The following is a 16,195-nucleotide window of genomic DNA, read 5'->3' on the forward strand; positions in this document are numbered from 1 at the left end:
GGCGATGGCCCAGCGCGAGGTGGGCCTGTCGGCCGGCGAGCCGCCGGCCACCCGCGGCTACCCACCGAGCGTCTTCGCGATGCTGCCCCGGCTGCTGGAGAAGGCCGGCACCGCCGCGGTCGGCTCGATCACCGGGCTGTACACGGTGCTGGTCGACGGCGACGACCACAACGAGCCGATCGCCGACACCGCCCGCTCCATCCTCGACGGGCACGTGGTGCTCACCCGCAGGCTCGCCACCGCCGGCCACTTCCCGGCGATCGACGTGCTGGAGTCGATCTCCCGGGTGGCCACCGCCGTCGTCCCGCCGCCGGCGATGGCCGACGCCCGCGAGGTGCGCCGGCTGATGGGCGCGCTGCGCGACGTCAAGGAGCTCGTCGAGATCGGCGCCTACCAGGCCGGCAGCGACCCGCTGGTCGACCGGGCCCGGGCGCTGGCGCCGCAGATCGAGGCGTTCCTGCAGCAGCCGACCGGCGAGCTCACGCCCGCGGCGGAGTCGTGGGCCTGGCTCAACCGGATCGTGCGCTCGTGACGCGGGCCTTCCGGCTGCAGCCGGTGCTCGAGCTGCGCCGCACCGAGGAGCGCGCCGCCGCGCTGGCCGCCGCCGACGCCGCCCGCGCCGCCGCCGAGGCCGACCGCCGGGCCACCGCGGCCGAGGCCGCCCTGGCCTCCGCCGTCCCTTCGGGCACCTGCACCCCCGGGGCCTTTGTGGCCACTTTGGCCCTGGCCCGGGTGGCGGCGGAGGACGCCGCCGCCGCCCGCGCCCTGGCGACCGCGTCGGCCGAGCAGGCCGAGCTGGTGCGCGCCGCCTGGACCGCCGCCGCCCAGCGCACCAAGGGGCTGGAGCGGTTGCGCGAACGGCACCTGGAGGGGGTCCGCCTCGCCGCGCAGGCTGCCGAGGAGAGGACCGTGGACGACCTCGTCACCGGCCGCTCCGGCCGCCGGACCCCGGCGGCCACATCGGCGATGTGGTCGCCACAGCCGGCCTGTGGCGGCCACATCGCCGATGTGGGCGGATCGGAGCCGACCGAGGAGGTGCCGTGGACGGACTGACCGCGGTGCAGGCCCGGATCAGCGAGATCCAGGCACGCTTCCTCACCCCCACCCGCACCTCGACCACCGCCTCGAACGCCGGCTGGACGGCGGCCGCCGCGGCCACCGGGTTGACCACCGGCACGACGGCCCCGACCGCCGCCACCGCGGCCGCCGCCGCCGCCACGGCCGCGATGGCGACCGCGGGCACCGCGTCGTCGGGCACCGACCTGGAGAACCGGGTCGTCGCCGAGGCACGCAGGTACCTCGGCGTCCCCTACCTGTGGGGCGGCACCGACCCGGCCACGGGCCTGGACTGCTCCGGCTTCGCCCAGCTGGTCTACGGCAACCTCGGCATCGACCTGCCGCGCACCTCCTCGCAGCAGGCCACCGCCGGCACCGCGGTCGCCTCGCTGGCCGACGCCCGCCCCGGCGACCTGGTCTTCTTCGACCACACCCCCTCACGGCCGGGCATCGACCACGTCGGCATCTACCTCGGCGACGGGCAGATGATCGCCGCCCCGCAGGAGGGCCAGACGGTCTCGGTGCAGCCGGTCGGCGACCCGGCGGTGATCCGCCGCGTGCTGCCCACTGCGTCCGGGACGACGGCGCAGGCGGCGTCCTCCTCGCTGGCCGGCGTGCCGTACGCGGACCTGTTCGCGCGGGCCGGCGCCCGGCACGGGGTCGACCCGGCGCTGCTGGCCGCCGTCGCGCAGCAGGAGTCCGGCTTCGACGCGCAGGCGGTCTCCCCCGCCGGCGCCCAAGGCCTCATGCAGTTCGTGCCGGCCACCGCCGCGAGCCTGGGGGTGGACCCGCTCGACCCGGCCTCGGCCGTCGACGGCGCCGCCCGCTACCTGCGCCAGCTGACCGACCGCTTCGGCTCGACTGACCTCGCCCTGGCCGCCTACAACGCCGGGCCGGGCACGGTGCGCCGCTCCGGGGGCGTCCCGCCCTACCCCGAGACCCAGGACTACGTCCGCGCCGTGACCGACCGGGCGGAGGCCCTGCGATGACCACCCCCCTGGCCCCGGCCGCGCCCGCGGTCCCCCCGGCCACCGGACCGGCCGTCCCCGACGCCCCCGGTGGAGCCGAGCGCTTCGCCTCCGCCCTGGACGGCGCCCTGGACGGCGCCCTGGACGGCGCCGCTGCCGGCGGCGGGCGGGACGGCGCCGCGCCGGCCGACCCCGCGGGTGCGGACGCCGCGAGCGACCGGGCCGCGACGGACGACCCGGCCGACCTTCCGCTCACCCCGGCCGGCCTGCCGCCCGGGCTGTGGGCGCTGCTCACCGGCATCGGCCCCGGCACGACCGCCGGGACCACCCCCGCGACCACCCCCGCGCCGGCCGCCCCGGCGGCCGAAGGCACGGCGGCCGCGATCACCGGCGTCACGGCGGCCGGGGCCACGGGCGGCGCGACGGGGCTCTCGGACGGCGCGGTCGCCGGCGCCGCCGTGAGCGGCGACGCGGTCCCCGCCGCCCCGCCGTCCGCGCAGGCCGTGCCCGCGCCCCCCGGCCCGACCCCGGCGTCCGCCGCCGCGCCGGCCGCCCTGCCCACCGCCGCGACGCCCGCGCCGCCCGCCGCGGCCGGCCCGCTGCCGGACCTCCCCGTGGTCGTCGCCGCACCGGACACCCCCGCGGCCGCTCCTGGACCGACCGTCCCCGAGCCGACCGTCCCGGTGCCTCCCGCGCCGGGCACCCCGGCACCGGCCGTCGCCGACGCCGGGACGGACGCCGGCACTCCCGACCAGGACACCCCGGCGGCCGCGCCCGCGCCGGCCACCGCCCCGGCGGCCGCGGCGACCGCGGTCGCGGCACCGGCGCCCCCCGCCGCCCCCGCGGCGGTCCAGCCGGCCGCACCGGCGGGCCCGCAGACCCCGCCGCCCCCGGTCGGCACCCAGGTCGCCGCGCACGTCGCCGTCCTCCGCCACGGTCCGGACGGCGTGCACACGATGACCGTGGTGCTCACCCCGGAGACCCTCGGGCCGGTCGAGGTGCAGGTGACGCTCGCCCGCGGCGCGGTCGACCTCACCCTGCGCGGCGCCACCGAGGCCGGGCGGGCGGCCCTGCTCGACGCCCTGCCCGACCTGCGCCGGGACCTGCACAGCGCCGGCCTGACCTGCACCACCGCCTCCGTCGACCAGGACGGCGGCGGGTGGTCGTCGGCGACCGCGGCGCAGCAGCAGGCCGCCGGCGAGCGCGGCGGCCGGCACTCCCAGCCCGACGGCCGCACCCGCTCCTGGCTGCGCGGCCCCGACGTCGACGCGGGCCGGCCGGTCCCCGTCACCACCACCGCGTCGTCCGGCCTCGACATCCGAGTCTGAGACGTCCGGGTCCGAGAGGAGTCGACCGATGACCGACCCCGTTGCCGGCGTGGGCGGCACCGCCACCGCGACCGCCACCACGACGGTGAACCGCACCGACCAGATGGACAAGAACGTGTTCCTGCAGCTGCTGGTGGCGCAGATGCGCTACCAGGACCCGAACAACCCGACCAGCACCACCGAGTTCATGTCCCAGACGGCGACGTTCACCCAGGTGGAGAAGCTGGAGGAGATCGCCACCCAGAACGCCTCCATGGTGGCGCTGCAGCGCTCGCTGTCCGCCGGCGCCCTGGTCGGCCACGCGGTCAGCTACACCGACGACACCGGCGCCACGGTCACCGGCACGGTCGGCTCGGTGCGGATCTCCGGGGACGAGCCGCGCGCGGTGGTGGACGGCGTCGCCGTCCCCCTCGGCCGGCTCACCGAGGTCTCCCTCCCCACTCCCTGACGCCCGCCCTCCCCCAACCACCGAGGAGTCTCCCGTGCTGCGTTCCATGTTCTCCGCGATCTCCGGCCTGCGGGCCCACCAGACCAAGCTCGACGTCACCGGCAACAACATCGCCAACGTCAACACGGTCGGGTTCAAGAGCAGCCAGACCGTCTTCGAGGACACCCTGTCCCAGGTCGTGCGCAACGGCTCGGCGGCCACCGCGCAGACCGGGGGCACCAACCCGGCGCAGGTCGGGCTCGGCGTCAAGGTCGCCGGCATCACCACCAACTTCGAGCAGGGCTCGACCCAGAACACCGGCCGGTCGACCGACTTCATGATCAGCGGCGACGGCTTCTTCGTGACCAGGGCCGGCAACGAGCAGCTCTACACCCGCGCCGGGTCGATGAACTACGACTCCGCCGGGCACCTGGTGACTCCGGACGGCGCCCTGCTGCAGGGCTGGACGGCGGCCAACGGAGTGGTCGACACCAATGGCGCCATCGGCACCATCACCGTCCCCTTCGGCGACGTGATGGCGCCGACGCGGACCCAGAACGGCGCGGTGGTGGGCAACCTGTCCAGCGGCGCGGCCGCCGGTGCGACCTCAGCGGTCCAGTCCCAGCTCACGGTGTACGACGCCCTGGGGACCGCGCAGCAGCTCACCCTGAAGCTCACCAAGACCGGCGCCAACCAGTGGGACGTCGTCACCAGCGATGCGTCCGGCGGCACGCAGACCACCTCGCTGGCGTTCAGCACGGCAGCGGGCAGCGAGGGTCGACCCACGGCGGGCCAGACCGTCACGTTCACCCCGTCGACCGGCACGTGGCCGGGGCCGATCACGATCGACCTCGGCGCGGTACGCCAGTTCGGCGGTGCCTCCTCGCTCACGCCGGGAGAGGTCGACGGCAACGCCATGGGCACCCTGCAGTCCATCGCGCTCAGCGGCGACGGCACGGTCATGGGCGTCTACTCCAACAACCTGCGCGAGCCGATCGGCAAGCTGGCGCTGGCCACCTTCGCCAACCCCGGCGGCCTGGCCAAGGCCGGCAACAGCTCCTACCGGGTCGGCGACAACTCCGGCCAACCCGCGATCGGCGCGCCCGGCACCGGCGGGCGCGGCTCCCTCACCGCCGGGGCGCTGGAGATGTCCAACGTCGACCTGGCCGAGGAGTTCACCGGGCTGATCGTGGCCCAGCGCGGCTTCCAGGCCAACAGCCGCGTCATCACCAGCTCCGACGAGGTGCTGCAGGACCTGGTCAACCTCAAGCGGTAGATGGAGGACCTCCCTCCTCCCCACCGTGAACGGACCTCGTCCTCCTCACCCCTCGCACGCTCGGGGTGAGCCTCTGGACGAGGCCGTGGCGGGCCCCTGGAGGGAGGCCTCCGGCGGCCCGGTCCTCCCCGCGGGGAGACCGGGCCGCCGCCGTCCTCACCCCGGGGGGGTGAGCGGCCCTGTTCGGCTCAAGCCGGGTCGCCGCGGCGCCGATGACTCAAAGACAGCCGGCACCGCCGTCGCGAGCGGTCGGCCCTCCCCTCCCCGACCGACGCAGAGGACCTCCCCGTGATCCGTGTGACGCGCCTGAACGGAGAGCGGTTCGCGCTCAACCCCGACCTCGTCGAACGGGTCGAGGGCCACCCCGACACCGTCCTGTTCCTGGTCGACGGCACGAAGTACGTCGTGGCGGAGAGCGTCGAGGAGGTGCTGGTCGAGATCCGCGAGTACCGCGCCAGCATCCTGGCCACCGCCTACGAGATGGACCGCGGCAGCTACCGCTCGCCGGTCTGCGCGACCGACGAGGACGGGCACGCGGCCGTCGTCCCCTTCCCGGCCCGCGAGGAGCGCTGAGCCCCGTGGACCCGGCCACCCTGATCGGGATCGCCCTCGGTCTGGTCTCGCTGCTCCTGCTGATGGTCCTCGAGGGCTCCAGCCCGCTGGCGATCGTCCTGCTGCCCCCGCTGATCCTGGTGTTCGGCGGCACGTTCGGCGCCGCCATCGCCGGCTCGGCCCTGGCCGACGTCAAGAAGATCGGCGGCTGGTTCAAGCTGGCGCTGATGCCGGCCAAGGTGCCGCCGGCCAGCGACCGCATCGCCACCCTGGTCACCCTCGCCGAGAAGGCCCGCAAGGAGGGCCTGCTGGCGCTGGAGGCCCAGGTCAAGACGATCGACGACCCGTTCCTCAAGCGCGGCCTGCAGATGGGCATCGACGGCACCGACCCCGAGGAGCTGCGCGGCGTCCTGGAGGCCGAGATCGCCGCCAAGAAGGCCGAGGACAAGGTCGCCGCCAAGTTCTTCACCGCCATGGGCGGCTACGCCCCCACCATCGGCATCATCGGCACCGTCGTCGGCCTGATCCACGTGCTGGAGAACCTCTCCGACCCCGGGTCGCTCGGCCCGCTGATCGCCAGCGCGTTCGTCGCCACCCTGTGGGGCGTGCTCACCGCCAACCTGTTCTGGCTGCCCATGGGCACCAAGATCACCCGGATCAGCGAGCTGCAGGCCGCCCAGATGGAGCTGCTGGTGGAGGGGATCACCGAGATCCAGGCCGGGACCAGCCCGCGGGCGGTCCGGCTCAAGCTCACCGCGCTGGTGCCCCCCGGCGAGGTCGCCAAGGAAGCCGCGTGAGCTCCGGCGGGCACGGCCGCCGGCGGCACAGGGGCCACGAGGAGGAGCACGAGAACCACGAGCGGTGGCTGGTCTCCTACGCCGACATGGTCACCCTGCTCATGTGCCTGTTCATCGTGCTGTTCGCGATGAGCCAGATCGACAGGGCGAAGTTCGCCGCGCTGGCCAGCGGCCTGGCCGACAGCTTCGGCGCCCCGGTCAGCGCCTCCACCGGCAGCACCAACCCGCAGCCGGCGGTGCTCGACGGCCTGCCCGCGCCGGCCGACATCGCCCTGGGCATCGCGCCCGACCAGCAGCCCTCTCAGGAGCAGGTGGACGCCGCCGCCGCGCAGGCCGCGCTCGCCGAGGCCCAGCAGGTCGCCGCCGAGGCCCGGGCCGAGTACGCGCAGCTGGCCGCGGCGCGGGACCGGATCGAGGCGGCGCTGGCCGCCGCCGGCCACGCCGGAGCGGCCCGCTACGAGATCGACGAGCGCGGGCTGGTCGTGCACATCGTCGCCGACCAGGTCCTGTTCGACGCCGAGCGCGCCGAGCTGCGGCCCGAGGGGCGGCAGATCCTCGACGCGGTCGCGCCCACCCTGCGCGACCTGCCGGGCTCCCTCGGCATCGAGGGCCACGCCAACCACCTGCCGGTCACCCCGGGCGGGCCGTGGCCGTCGAACTGGGAGCTGTCGGCCTACCGCGCGACCACCGTCGTCCGGTACCTCGCCGGGGACGGCATCGCCGGCGACCGCATGGTCGCCAACGGCTACGCCGACACCCGGCCGCTGGTGCCGCCGTCCGACCCGAGCGCGATCACCGTGAACCGGCGCGTCGACATCGTCGTCACGTCCACGGCCTCCGCCGAGGCCAACGCCCTGCTGCCCGGCCTCGACGCCGGCACCGCCCAGGAGGAGACCCATGGCTGAGAAGACCGCCGCGAAGGACGCCGGGAAGAAGGACGCCGCGACCCCCGAGGACGAGGAGGAGAAGGGCGGCGGCAGGAAGAAGCTGCTCCTCATCGGCCTGGTCGCCCTGCTCGCCGTCGCCGGCGCCGCCTACTACTTCCTGTTCGCCGGCAGCGGCGAGGCCGAGGCCGAGGAGCCGGTGCCCGGGGAGGTGCTCGCCCTCGACCCGGTCGCGGTGAACCTGGCCGGCGGCGGCTACCTCAAGGTCGGCATCGCCCTGCAGCTCACCGAGGAGGCCGCTGGCGGGCACGGCGGCGGGGTCGACGGGTCCGAGGCGCTCGACCTGCTGATCTCGACCTACTCGCAGGCCCAGCCGGCCGACGTCACCGGCGCCCGCGACGCGCTCAAGGAGTCCCTCGAGCACCAGATCGTCGAGGCCTACACCGAGGACGGCTCCGAGATGGTCATGGGCATCTACCTGACCGAGTACGTGACCCAGTAGTAGAAGGACCCCGTCCCACCTACCCTTCGCGAGCTCAGGGCGGTGCCCTGGACGGGGCCACACCGCAGTTCCCTCCCGCACCACCCATCACAGCCGTCCGCCCTGACCGGCAGCGCCCGTCGCCGCCGGTCAGGGCGCAGTCGTCTCCCGCCGATGACGGGAGGGTGACCCGCCCCGACACCCGGACCGCGCCGCTGCGGCGCAGCCGGCGCGGCGAACCCCGCACCTACGACTTCCGCCGGCCCACCAAGCTCTCCCGCGAGCACGTCCGGGTGCTGCAGATCGCCCAGGAGGCCTTCGCCCGCCAGGCGACGACCGCTCTGACCACCATGCTGCGCGCCGGCGCCCGGCTGGAGCTCCTGGGCATCGAGCAGCACTCGTACGACGACTACGTGGCCGCGCTGCCCCACCCGTGCTTCATCGCGACCTTCACGCTGGAGCCCCTGGCCGGCAAGGGCGTGCTGGCCTACCCGCTGGACATCGCGATGGCCGCCGTCGACCACATGCTGGGCGGCTCCGGCGCCGCCGAGCAGCCGGACCGGCCGATGACGGTGATGGAGACCGCCATCACCAACCACCTGCTCGGCCGGTTGCTCAGCGAGTTCACCGCCGCGTTCACGCACGTCGTCGAGCTGCAGCCCGAGCTCTCCGAGCTGGAGTACGACCCGCAGCTGGCCCAGGCCGCGGCCGGCTCGGACACGGTCATGGTCGCCACCTTCACCCTCGGCGTCGGCAGCCGCGCCGGCGAGGCCACCCTCGTGCTGCCCTTCTCCTCGTTCGCGCCCGCGCTGAGCAACGCGGCCTCCCCGCAGCTGTCGGAGTCGGCCCAGGCCAAGCGCCGCCGCGCCTTCGAGGCCCTGTCCGAGCGGCTCACCCAGGTGCCGGTCGAGGTCGGCGTCCGGTTCGCCCCGCTGGAGGTCTCCTCCGAGGACCTGCTCTCCCTCGCCGTCGGCGACGTCCTGCTGCTGCGCCACCCGCAGGACGCCCCGCTGGAGGTCACCACCAACGACGTGGTCTTCGCCTACGCGATCGCCAGCAACCACCGCCGCCGGCTGGCCGCCGCCATCGTCCCCACCCCCGCCAGCGTCCCCACCCCCGCCAGCGTCCAGACCACCGCTCAGACCACCGCTCAGACCACCGCCCAGAAGGACACCGCATGACCGCCTCCGTGGAGCACTCGCAGGCCTCCGAGACCGTGATCGCCGTCGTGGCCTCCGCCGCCGGCGCCGCGGCCGCGCTGGTGCCGGCGACGGCCCAGCTGGTCCCGGGCTCGCCGGTCAGCGACCCCGATGCCGTCCTGGTGCCCGCGCAGGCGGCCGCCGCGGTCATCGCCCGGCTCTCCGGCGAGGTCAGCGGGGACGTCGTCCTCGTCGTCTCCGCCGAGGTCGTCGACGCCCTGGCCAACTCCCCCGTCGGCCGGATGGACGTCGCCGCCGCGCTGCGTCCCGCCCTGGAGGCCGCCGCCGCCACGCTGGGCCGGGTGCGGGTGGACTCCGAGCGCACCGAGGACCCGGACACCGCGATGGACGGCCTGCGGGACAAGGGCACGTTCGTCGCCGTCCCGCTGCTGGCCGGCGGGGCCACGGTCGAGGCCACCTTCGCGCTGCAGGTGACCCTCCCCGGGCCGCGCGCCCAGCGCGGCAGCCTGGACCTGCTGCGGCACGTGGCCATGGAGGTCACCGTGGAGATCGGCCGCACCCGCATGACCGTCGGCGAGCTGCTGTCCCTGCACCCCGGCGAGGTGGTCGAGCTCGACCGCGCCGCCAGCGCCCCCGCGGACCTGCTGGTCAACGGCACGCTCATCGCCCGCGGCGAGGTCGTCGTCGTCGACGAGGACTTCGGGCTGCGGATCAGCGAGATCGTCACCGACGCCGCCACCGAGATCGGGCAGCCGGCATGACCTGGATGCTGATCCGGCTGGTGCTGACGCTGGCCTTCGTCGGCGGGGTGCTGTGGTTCGCCGCGCGGCTGGCGAAGCGGCGCGGGCTCGGCCAGGCGGGCGGGCTGATCGAGGTCGTCGCCCGGCAGCGCATGGGCCGGGCCAGCAGCGTCACCGTCGTCCGCATCGCCGACCGGGTGCTCGTCGTCGGCGCCACCGAGGAGCAGGTCACCCTGCTCGCCGAGGTGGACGGCGAGGCCGTGGAGGAGGCCCTCCGGGAGCGGCAGCCGGCCGCCGGGGAGCCGGCGGCGACCCCCGCGACCGGGGTGCTCGCCGGCTCGGTGTTCGACCGCGGCGGGTGGACGGCGATCGTGGCGCAGCTGCGGGAGCGGACGGTCCGCCGCTGATGGCCTCCTCCCCCGTCCCCGCCCGGGGCGTCCCGTTCGCCCGGCGCGTGGGCCTGGTCCTGCTGCTCCTGGCGCTCGCGGGCGTCGTCCTCGCGGTGCTGGCCGGCCCGGCGTCCGCGGCGCCCACCGCGCCGACCGCCCCGACGCAGCCCACCGCCCCGACGGTCCCCGCCGTCGACGGCGCCGCTGGCGACGGCGGAGTGGACATCTCCATCGGCGGCGGCAGCCCGAGCACCTCGGTCACGCTGATCCTCGCGATCACCGTACTCTCCGTGGCCCCCGCGGTGCTGCTGCTGGCCACCTCGTTCACCAAGATCGTCGTGGTGCTGTCGCTGACCCGCAACGCGCTGGGCATGCAGTCCTCGCCGCCGAACACGGTGCTCACCGGCATCGCCCTGTTCCTGACGCTGTTCGTGATGGGCCCGGTGTTCGCCGACGTCAACGAGACGGCGGTGCAGCCCTACCTCGACGGGCAGATGACGGTCTCGCAGGCCTACGACGCCGGCGTCGTGCCGCTCAAGGGGTTCCTGCTCGACAACACCCGCGAGGACGAGCTGAAACTCATGGTCGGGCTCTCCGGGGAGGAGGCCCCGGCCGACGAGGAGTCGGTGAGCATGACCACCCTGGTGCCGGCGTTCGTGCTCTCCGAGCTCAAGAGCGCGTTCATCATCGGGCTGGTCGTGTTCATCCCCTTCCTCGTGCTGGACATGCTGGTCAGCGCCGCGCTCATGGCGATGGGCATGATGATGGTGCCGCCGGCGATCGTGTCCCTGCCGTTCAAGCTGCTGCTGTTCGTGGTGGTCGACGGCTGGGCGCTGATCACCACGGCGCTGGTGGGGAGCTACGGGTGAGTGACGCCGACGTCACCGAGATCGCCGTCCAGACGATGGTGGTCGCCGCCAAGGTCGCCGCCCCGGTCCTGCTGACCGCCCTGCTGGTCGGGTTCCTCATCTCGCTGTTCCAGGCGGCCACCCAGATCCAGGAACCGACGCTGTCCTTCGTGCCGAAGATGATCGCGGTCGCGATCGCGCTGCTGGTCACGGGCAACTGGGTGCTCGCCGAGCTGGTCAGCTTCACCCAGGGCCTGTTCGACGCGCTGCCGCGGCTGCTCGACCGGACGTAGCGACCGTGGACCTCCAGGTCCCGGCGGTCACCCTGGCGGCGCTGCTGCTCGGCACGGCGCGCGCCACCGGCTTCGTGCTGCTCGCGCCGCCGTTCAACTCGCGCAGCATCCCCGCCCCGGTCAAGGGCGCGCTGGCGATGGCCCTGTCGGTGGCCCTGCTGACCCGCACCGCCCCCGACCTGCCCGAGCCGACGGCGGGGTTCCTGGTCGTCGGCGCGGTCACCGAGGTCGTCATCGGCGCCGCGCTCGGCTTCGTGGTCCAGGTGCTGTTCGCCGCCGTCCAGTACGCCGGCGACCTCATCGACGTCACCGGCGGCTTCTCGCTGCAGCCGGCCTACGACCCGCTGTCGATGACGACCAGCTCCTCGATCGGCCGGCTGCACCACCTGCTGGCGACGACGCTGCTGTTCACCAGCGGCGGGCACCTGCTCATCGTGCGCGGCTTCGCCACCTCCTACGAGGGGCTGCCGGTGGGCGGCTCCTTCCCCGCCGACCAGTTCGGCCAGGTGCTGCTCACCGCGTTCTCGATGATGTTCCTGGCCGCTCTGCAGATCGCCGGGCCGATGGTCGCGGTGCTGCTGCTGGCCGACGTCGCGCTCGCGCTGCTCTCCCGCGCCGCGCCCGCGCTGAACGTCTTCGCCATCGGCTTCCCGGTGAAGATCACCCTCACCCTGGCGCTGCTCGGCCTCACCTTCCCGCTGCTGCCCCCCGCCCTCGACACGCTCCTCGAGCAGGCGACCCGGGCGATGGTCTCCCTGCGGAGCGGGTGATGCGGCAGCACCGGCCACGTCCGCCGGCCGAGCCGGTGGTGGGCTGATGGCCAAGGACGGGCCCGGCGGGGAGCGGACCGAGAAGCCGACACCCCAGCGCCTGAAGAAGGCGCGCAAGGACGGCCAGATCCCCCGCACCCAGGAGCTGGGCACGTGGACCGGCGCCGCGGCGGCCAGCGTGCTGCTGCCGATGCTGGTCGGCGACGCGTACGACGGGGTGGGCCGGCTGTTCGTGCAGGTCGGCGCGGTGGTCGCGCACCCCGAGGCCAGCGCGGCGACGGCTCTGCTCGGCCAGGCGCTGTCCACCTTCCTGACGGCGCTGCTGCCGATGGCGCTGGGCCTGATGGTGGTCGGCGTCGTCGCCTCGGCCGCCCAGGGCGGGGTCACCGTCACCACCAAGCCGCTGACGCCGACGCTGAAGAAGCTCAACCCCTTCCCGGGGGTGAAGCGGATCTTCGGCACCCACGGCCTCTGGGAGGCCGCCAAGGCGCTGGTCAAGACGGTCGCGCTGGGCACCGTGGTGGTGCTCACCAGCGACCGGGCGCAGCAGCTGGTGTCGGCCTCCGGCGCGCTGCCCCTCTCGGCGGTCACCGCCACCTTCGCCGACTCCGCCGTCCTGATGTTCCGCGTCGTGGCCGTCACCGGGCTGGCGATCGCGGTCGCCGACTACGTCGTCGTCCGCCGCAAGACGATGTCGCAGCTGAAGATGAGCCGGTACGAGATCGCGCAGGAGCACAAGAACTCCGAGGGCGACCCGCACGTGAAGGGCCAGCGGCGGGCCGCGCAGATGGCGATGTCGCGCCGGATGATGAGCGAGGTCGCCACCGCCGACGTCCTGCTGGTCAACCCCACCCACGTCGCCGTCGCGCTGAGGTACGAGGCCGACCGCGGCGCCCCCCGGGTGGTCGCCAAGGGCGCCGGCGAGGTCGCCGCCAGGCTGCGCGAGCGCGCGGAGGAGGCGCGCGTGCCGATGGTGCAGGACGTCCCGCTCGCCCGGGCCCTGCACGCCTGCTGCGACCTGGGCCAGGAGGTCCCCGCCCAGCTGTTCACCGCCGTGGCCCGGGTGCTCGCCTTCGTGATGCAGCTGTCGGCCCGCGGCGTCCGGGGCGGGCTGCACCGGCCCGGCTTCGAGCCGCCCGACGTCGAGGGGCTGCCGAGGGCCGGGCGCCGCCGCCTTCCCGCTGCACCCTGAGGCATGGGAAGCAATACATGCGTCGGGGCGGCGCGGACGCATGCATTGCTTCCCATGCCCGCTCACTGGGGCGGGTGTGACGGGTGGGGTGGACGGCGCCTGCACCGGTGCCCCGCCCCGGCCGGACTGCCGATGAGGTGCCTCGTGCGAGGGTTGACGAAGGCCGCCGTCCCCATCGGCGTGGTGGCCATCGTCCTGATGCTGGTCGTGCCGCTGCCCGCCGCGGTGCTGGACCTGCTGCTGGGCCTGAACATCACCGCGTCGCTGCTCACCCTGCTGGTCGCGATGCAGATCAAGCGGCCGCTGGACTTCGCCGTCTTCCCGTCGCTGATCCTCATCGCGACGCTGTTCCGGCTGGCGCTCAACGTCTCCTCGACCCGGCTGGTGCTCAGCGACGGCTACGCCGGCAAGGTGATCGAGGCCTTCGGGCACTTCGTGATCGGCGGGTCGCTGATCGTCGGCCTGGTGATCTTCGTGATCCTGACGATCATCCAGTTCGTCGTCATCACCAACGGTGCCGGCCGGGTCGCCGAGGTCGGCGCCCGCTTCACCCTCGATGCGATGCCCGGCAAGCAGATGGCGATCGACGCCGACCTCAACGCCGGGCTGATCAACGAGACGCAGGCCCGCCGGCGGCGCGCCGAGGTCACCGCCGAGGCCGACTTCTACGGCTCGATGGACGGCGCCTCCAAGTTCGTCAAGGGCGACGCCATCGCCGCCATCGTCATCACGCTGATCAACCTCGTCGGCGGCTTCGCGATCGGCGTGGTGCAGCACGGCATGGCCCCGGCCGACGCCGTCTCCACCTACTCGCTGCTGACCGTCGGCGACGGCCTGGTCTCGCAGATCCCCGCGCTGCTGCTGTCCACCGCGACCGGCATCATCGTCACCCGCTCGGCCACCGAGGGCGACATGGGCTCAGACCTGCTCGCCCAGCTCGGCCGGTTCCGCCAGCCGGTGCGCATCGCCGGCGGCGCCGCCCTGGCGCTGTGCCTCATCCCCGGCCTGCCCAAGCTGCCGTTCCTGGTCATCGGCGGGCTGTTCCTGCTCATGGCCGCGCGCATGCACGAGGCGCCGGCCGCGGACGACGCCGCCGAGGCCCAGCCCGCCGCCGCCGACGAGCCCCGGCCCGACTCCCCCGAGGCGATCGCGGAGAGGATGCGGGTCGACCCGCTCGAGCTCGAGGTCGCCTTCGACCTGGTCGACCTGGTCGACACCGCCCGCGGCGGCGACCTGCTCGACCGGGTCAAGGCGCTGCGCCGCAAGGTCGCCATGGACACCGGCCTGGTCATCCCGCTGGTGCGCACCCGCGACAACCTCGACCTGCCGGCCTCGCAGTACGTCATCTGGCTCAACGGCGTCCCCGCGGCCCGGGGCACCTCGCCGGCCGGCACCGTGCTGGCCATCGGCGACGCGCTCGACGCGCTGCCCGGCAAGGCCACCCGCGAGCCGGTGTTCGGGCTGCCGGCCAAGTGGGTGCCGGCCGAGCTGCAGCGCCAGGCGGAGATGGCCGGCGCCACCGTCGTCGACCGCTCCTCGGTCATCACCACGCACCTGGCCGAGGTCGTCCGGCAGAACGCCGCCGACCTGCTCGGCCGGGAGGACGTGAAGCTGCTGGTCGAGATGGTCCGCCGCACCCACCCGGTCGTCGTCGAGGAGCTCACCCCCACGCTGCTCACCCTCGGCGAGATCCAGCGGGTGCTGCACGGGCTGCTCGCGGAGAACGTCTCCATCCGCGACCTGGTGCGCATCTTCGAGGCGCTGTCGGTGCGCGCCCGGGTCTCTCCCGACGCCGACGGGCTGGTCGAGGCCGCCCGCGCGGCGCTCGGCTCGGCGATCAGCCACCCCTACGTCACGCCCGACGACCGGCTGCACGTCATGACCCTCGACCCGGCGTTCGAGCAGCGGCTGCTCGAGGCGGTCCGGCACAGCGAGGCCGGCCAGGTGCTCGCCCTGGACGCCGGCACGGTCGACGCGCTGGTCAACGGCTGCACCGGCCTGCTGAGCGACGCCGAACGGCTCGGCCTCTCCCCGGTGCTGGTGTGCTCCCCGCAGGTGCGGGGCGCGCTGTCCCGCCTGATGCGTCAGGTCCTCCCCCGCCTGCCGGTGGTCTCCTACACAGAGGTCTCCCGGACGGCCCAGATCGAGTCCCTGGGAGTGGTGAACGGTGCCCTTGCCGTCCGTTGAGGCCGCCACGCGCGAGGGCGCCATCGCCGCCGCGCGGGAGAGGTACGGATCGTCGGTGCGGATCGTCGGCATCCGCCGGGTCCGCACCGGCGGGGTCATGGGTTTCTTCACCACCGAGCGCTTCGTCGCCGAGGTGGAGGAGGCCGCCCCGACCCCCGTCGAGCGCCGGCCGGCCTCCCGCGCCGAGTCCCTGGCCCGCATCGAGGCCGCGGTGCGCCGGAGCCCGGTGCTGCCCGACCCGGTCGACGAGGTGGCCGACCTCCTCGGCGGCGACGCCGGCGAGTCCGCCGTCGGCCTGTACTCGCGGACGGCGGGGCCGCGCGCCCCCCGGCCCGCCGCGGCCCGCCCGGCGCGGGCCGCCGCCACAGCACCGGCGTCGCCTGCGCCCGCCGCACCGGCCGCTCCGCCGGCCGCGGACGACGCCGAGCTGCCGCCCTCGCCGTTCACCGCCGCGCTGGCGCAGATGGTGGCCGGGGACCTCGACGTCCGCGAGGCCGTGGAGGAGGCGGTCGCGGCGGCCACCCCGGCGCCCGCGCCGGCCCCTCCGGCCGAGCCGGTCCCTGCGGTCGAGTCGGTTCCTGCGGTCGAGCCGGTCCCGCTGCCCGAGCTCGCGGCAGAGGTGCCCGCCCCGCTCGGTGCGCACCCGCCGGCGCCCCCCGCTCCCCAGCCGCTCCCCGCCCCCCAGCCGTTCCCCGCTCCCCAGCCGCTCGCCGCCCAGGCGGCGCCGGTGCCCGACTGGGTGCACGAGCCCGACCTCGGCACCGGGCCGATCACCTCGCGGGAGGAGGCGATCGCCGAGGTGCTGCGCGCCGCCCTGGCCCGCGACACCTCCGACGCCGCCCTGACC

The 16,195-nt window shown here is 74.9% G+C and carries 18 protein-coding genes and 1 pseudogene; all 19 read left to right on the top strand.

Annotation, left to right across the window (positions count from 1 at the left end):
* Positions 1 to 532, top strand: a pseudogene (locus DQ238_RS22195) (EscN/YscN/HrcN family type III secretion system ATPase); the annotation flags it as partial.
* Entirely contained in the window at positions 529 to 1,053 is a 525-nt protein-coding gene (locus tag DQ238_RS22200; RefSeq protein WP_233496215.1) for a flagellar export protein FliJ, read from the top strand. The pseudogene DQ238_RS22195 and the gene DQ238_RS22200, both read left to right, overlap by 4 nt.
* Entirely contained in the window at positions 1,041 to 2,045 is a 1,005-nt protein-coding gene (locus DQ238_RS22205; protein ID WP_113783421.1) for a transglycosylase SLT domain-containing protein, read from the top strand. The genes DQ238_RS22200 and DQ238_RS22205 overlap by 13 nt, the downstream gene beginning before the upstream one ends.
* Positions 2,042 to 3,352: a flagellar hook-length control protein FliK gene (locus DQ238_RS22210; RefSeq protein WP_113783422.1), complete on the top strand. Its 1,311-nt coding sequence runs from the start codon at positions 2,042 to 2,044 to the stop codon at positions 3,350 to 3,352. Before DQ238_RS22205 ends, DQ238_RS22210 begins: the two co-directional genes overlap by 4 nt.
* A gap of 28 nt (positions 3,353 to 3,380) precedes the next feature.
* Positions 3,381 to 3,800: a flagellar hook assembly protein FlgD gene (locus DQ238_RS22215; protein ID WP_113783423.1), complete on the top strand. Its 420-nt coding sequence runs from the start codon at positions 3,381 to 3,383 to the stop codon at positions 3,798 to 3,800.
* A 34-nt stretch (positions 3,801 to 3,834) separates the two neighbouring features.
* Positions 3,835 to 5,055 (top strand): flagellar hook protein FlgE, encoded by a 1,221-nt coding sequence (locus DQ238_RS22220; protein WP_113783424.1) that lies wholly within the window; start codon positions 3,835 to 3,837, stop codon positions 5,053 to 5,055.
* 288 nt (positions 5,056 to 5,343) lie between these two features.
* Complete coding sequence (locus DQ238_RS22225; RefSeq protein WP_113783425.1) at positions 5,344 to 5,628, top strand: flagellar FlbD family protein; 285 nt, start codon at positions 5,344 to 5,346, stop codon at positions 5,626 to 5,628.
* Positions 5,629 to 5,633: 5 nt separating this feature from the next.
* Entirely contained in the window at positions 5,634 to 6,404 is a 771-nt protein-coding gene (locus tag DQ238_RS22230; RefSeq protein ID WP_113783426.1) for a motility protein A, read from the top strand.
* On the top strand, positions 6,401 to 7,309 hold the full coding sequence (locus tag DQ238_RS22235) for a flagellar motor protein MotB (RefSeq protein ID WP_113783427.1): 909 nt from the start codon (positions 6,401 to 6,403) through the stop codon (positions 7,307 to 7,309). Before DQ238_RS22230 ends, DQ238_RS22235 begins: the two co-directional genes overlap by 4 nt.
* The gene (gene fliL / locus DQ238_RS22240; protein WP_113783428.1) at positions 7,302 to 7,790 is read left to right on the top strand and encodes a flagellar basal body-associated protein FliL; all 489 of its coding nucleotides are present in this window, start codon (positions 7,302 to 7,304) and stop codon (positions 7,788 to 7,790) included. The genes DQ238_RS22235 and fliL overlap by 8 nt, the downstream gene beginning before the upstream one ends.
* A gap of 164 nt (positions 7,791 to 7,954) precedes the next feature.
* The gene (locus DQ238_RS22245) at positions 7,955 to 8,950 is read left to right on the top strand and encodes a flagellar motor switch protein FliM (protein WP_113783429.1); all 996 of its coding nucleotides are present in this window, start codon (positions 7,955 to 7,957) and stop codon (positions 8,948 to 8,950) included.
* Positions 8,947 to 9,690, top strand: a complete 744-nt coding sequence (gene fliN, locus DQ238_RS22250) for a flagellar motor switch protein FliN (RefSeq protein WP_113783430.1) — start codon at positions 8,947 to 8,949, stop codon at positions 9,688 to 9,690. Before DQ238_RS22245 ends, fliN begins: the two co-directional genes overlap by 4 nt.
* Positions 9,687 to 10,076, top strand: a complete 390-nt coding sequence (gene fliO / locus DQ238_RS22255) for a flagellar biosynthetic protein FliO (RefSeq protein WP_113783431.1) — start codon at positions 9,687 to 9,689, stop codon at positions 10,074 to 10,076. The genes fliN and fliO overlap by 4 nt, the downstream gene beginning before the upstream one ends.
* Complete coding sequence (gene fliP, locus DQ238_RS22260; RefSeq protein ID WP_113783432.1) at positions 10,076 to 10,927, top strand: flagellar type III secretion system pore protein FliP; 852 nt, start codon at positions 10,076 to 10,078, stop codon at positions 10,925 to 10,927. The genes fliO and fliP overlap by 1 nt, the downstream gene beginning before the upstream one ends.
* Positions 10,924 to 11,199, top strand: a complete 276-nt coding sequence (gene fliQ / locus DQ238_RS22265) for a flagellar biosynthesis protein FliQ (protein WP_113783433.1) — start codon at positions 10,924 to 10,926, stop codon at positions 11,197 to 11,199. Before fliP ends, fliQ begins: the two co-directional genes overlap by 4 nt.
* Before the next feature lie 5 nt (positions 11,200 to 11,204).
* Positions 11,205 to 11,969 carry a flagellar biosynthetic protein FliR gene (gene fliR, locus DQ238_RS22270; protein WP_113783434.1) on the top strand — a complete coding sequence of 255 codons (765 nt, stop codon included), beginning with the start codon at positions 11,205 to 11,207 and terminating at the stop codon, positions 11,967 to 11,969.
* A 46-nt stretch (positions 11,970 to 12,015) separates the two neighbouring features.
* Positions 12,016 to 13,161 carry a flagellar biosynthesis protein FlhB gene (locus DQ238_RS22275; RefSeq protein ID WP_113783435.1) on the top strand — a complete coding sequence of 382 codons (1,146 nt, stop codon included), beginning with the start codon at positions 12,016 to 12,018 and terminating at the stop codon, positions 13,159 to 13,161.
* Between the two features lie 144 nt (positions 13,162 to 13,305).
* Positions 13,306 to 15,348 carry a flagellar biosynthesis protein FlhA gene (gene flhA / locus DQ238_RS22280; RefSeq protein WP_199506516.1) on the top strand — a complete coding sequence of 681 codons (2,043 nt, stop codon included), beginning with the start codon at positions 13,306 to 13,308 and terminating at the stop codon, positions 15,346 to 15,348.
* The coding region (locus DQ238_RS22285; protein ID WP_199506517.1) for a hypothetical protein at positions 15,335 to 16,195 on the top strand (861 nt) is incomplete at its 3' end. The genes flhA and DQ238_RS22285, both read left to right, overlap by 14 nt.

Origin of the sequence: Geodermatophilus sp. TF02-6 (genome assembly GCF_003319115.1) — a bacterium.
In the GTDB taxonomy this organism is placed as follows: domain Bacteria; phylum Actinomycetota; class Actinomycetes; order Mycobacteriales; family Geodermatophilaceae; genus Geodermatophilus.

Excerpts from the sequence above, each read along its gene's own strand:
- DQ238_RS22215 (WP_113783423.1), top strand. The coding sequence starts at position 3,381 with ATGACCGACCCCGTTGCCGGCGTGGGCGGCACCGCCACCGCGACCGCC.
- fliN (WP_113783430.1), top strand. The coding sequence starts at position 8,947 with ATGACCGCCTCCGTGGAGCACTCGCAGGCCTCCGAGACCGTGATCGCC.
- fliP (WP_113783432.1), top strand. The coding sequence starts at position 10,076 with ATGGCCTCCTCCCCCGTCCCCGCCCGGGGCGTCCCGTTCGCCCGGCGC.
- DQ238_RS22210 (WP_113783422.1), top strand. The coding sequence starts at position 2,042 with ATGACCACCCCCCTGGCCCCGGCCGCGCCCGCGGTCCCCCCGGCCACC.
- fliL (WP_113783428.1), top strand. The coding sequence starts at position 7,302 with ATGGCTGAGAAGACCGCCGCGAAGGACGCCGGGAAGAAGGACGCCGCG.
- DQ238_RS22275 (WP_113783435.1), top strand. The coding sequence starts at position 12,016 with ATGGCCAAGGACGGGCCCGGCGGGGAGCGGACCGAGAAGCCGACACCC.
- fliO (WP_113783431.1), top strand. The coding sequence starts at position 9,687 with ATGACCTGGATGCTGATCCGGCTGGTGCTGACGCTGGCCTTCGTCGGC.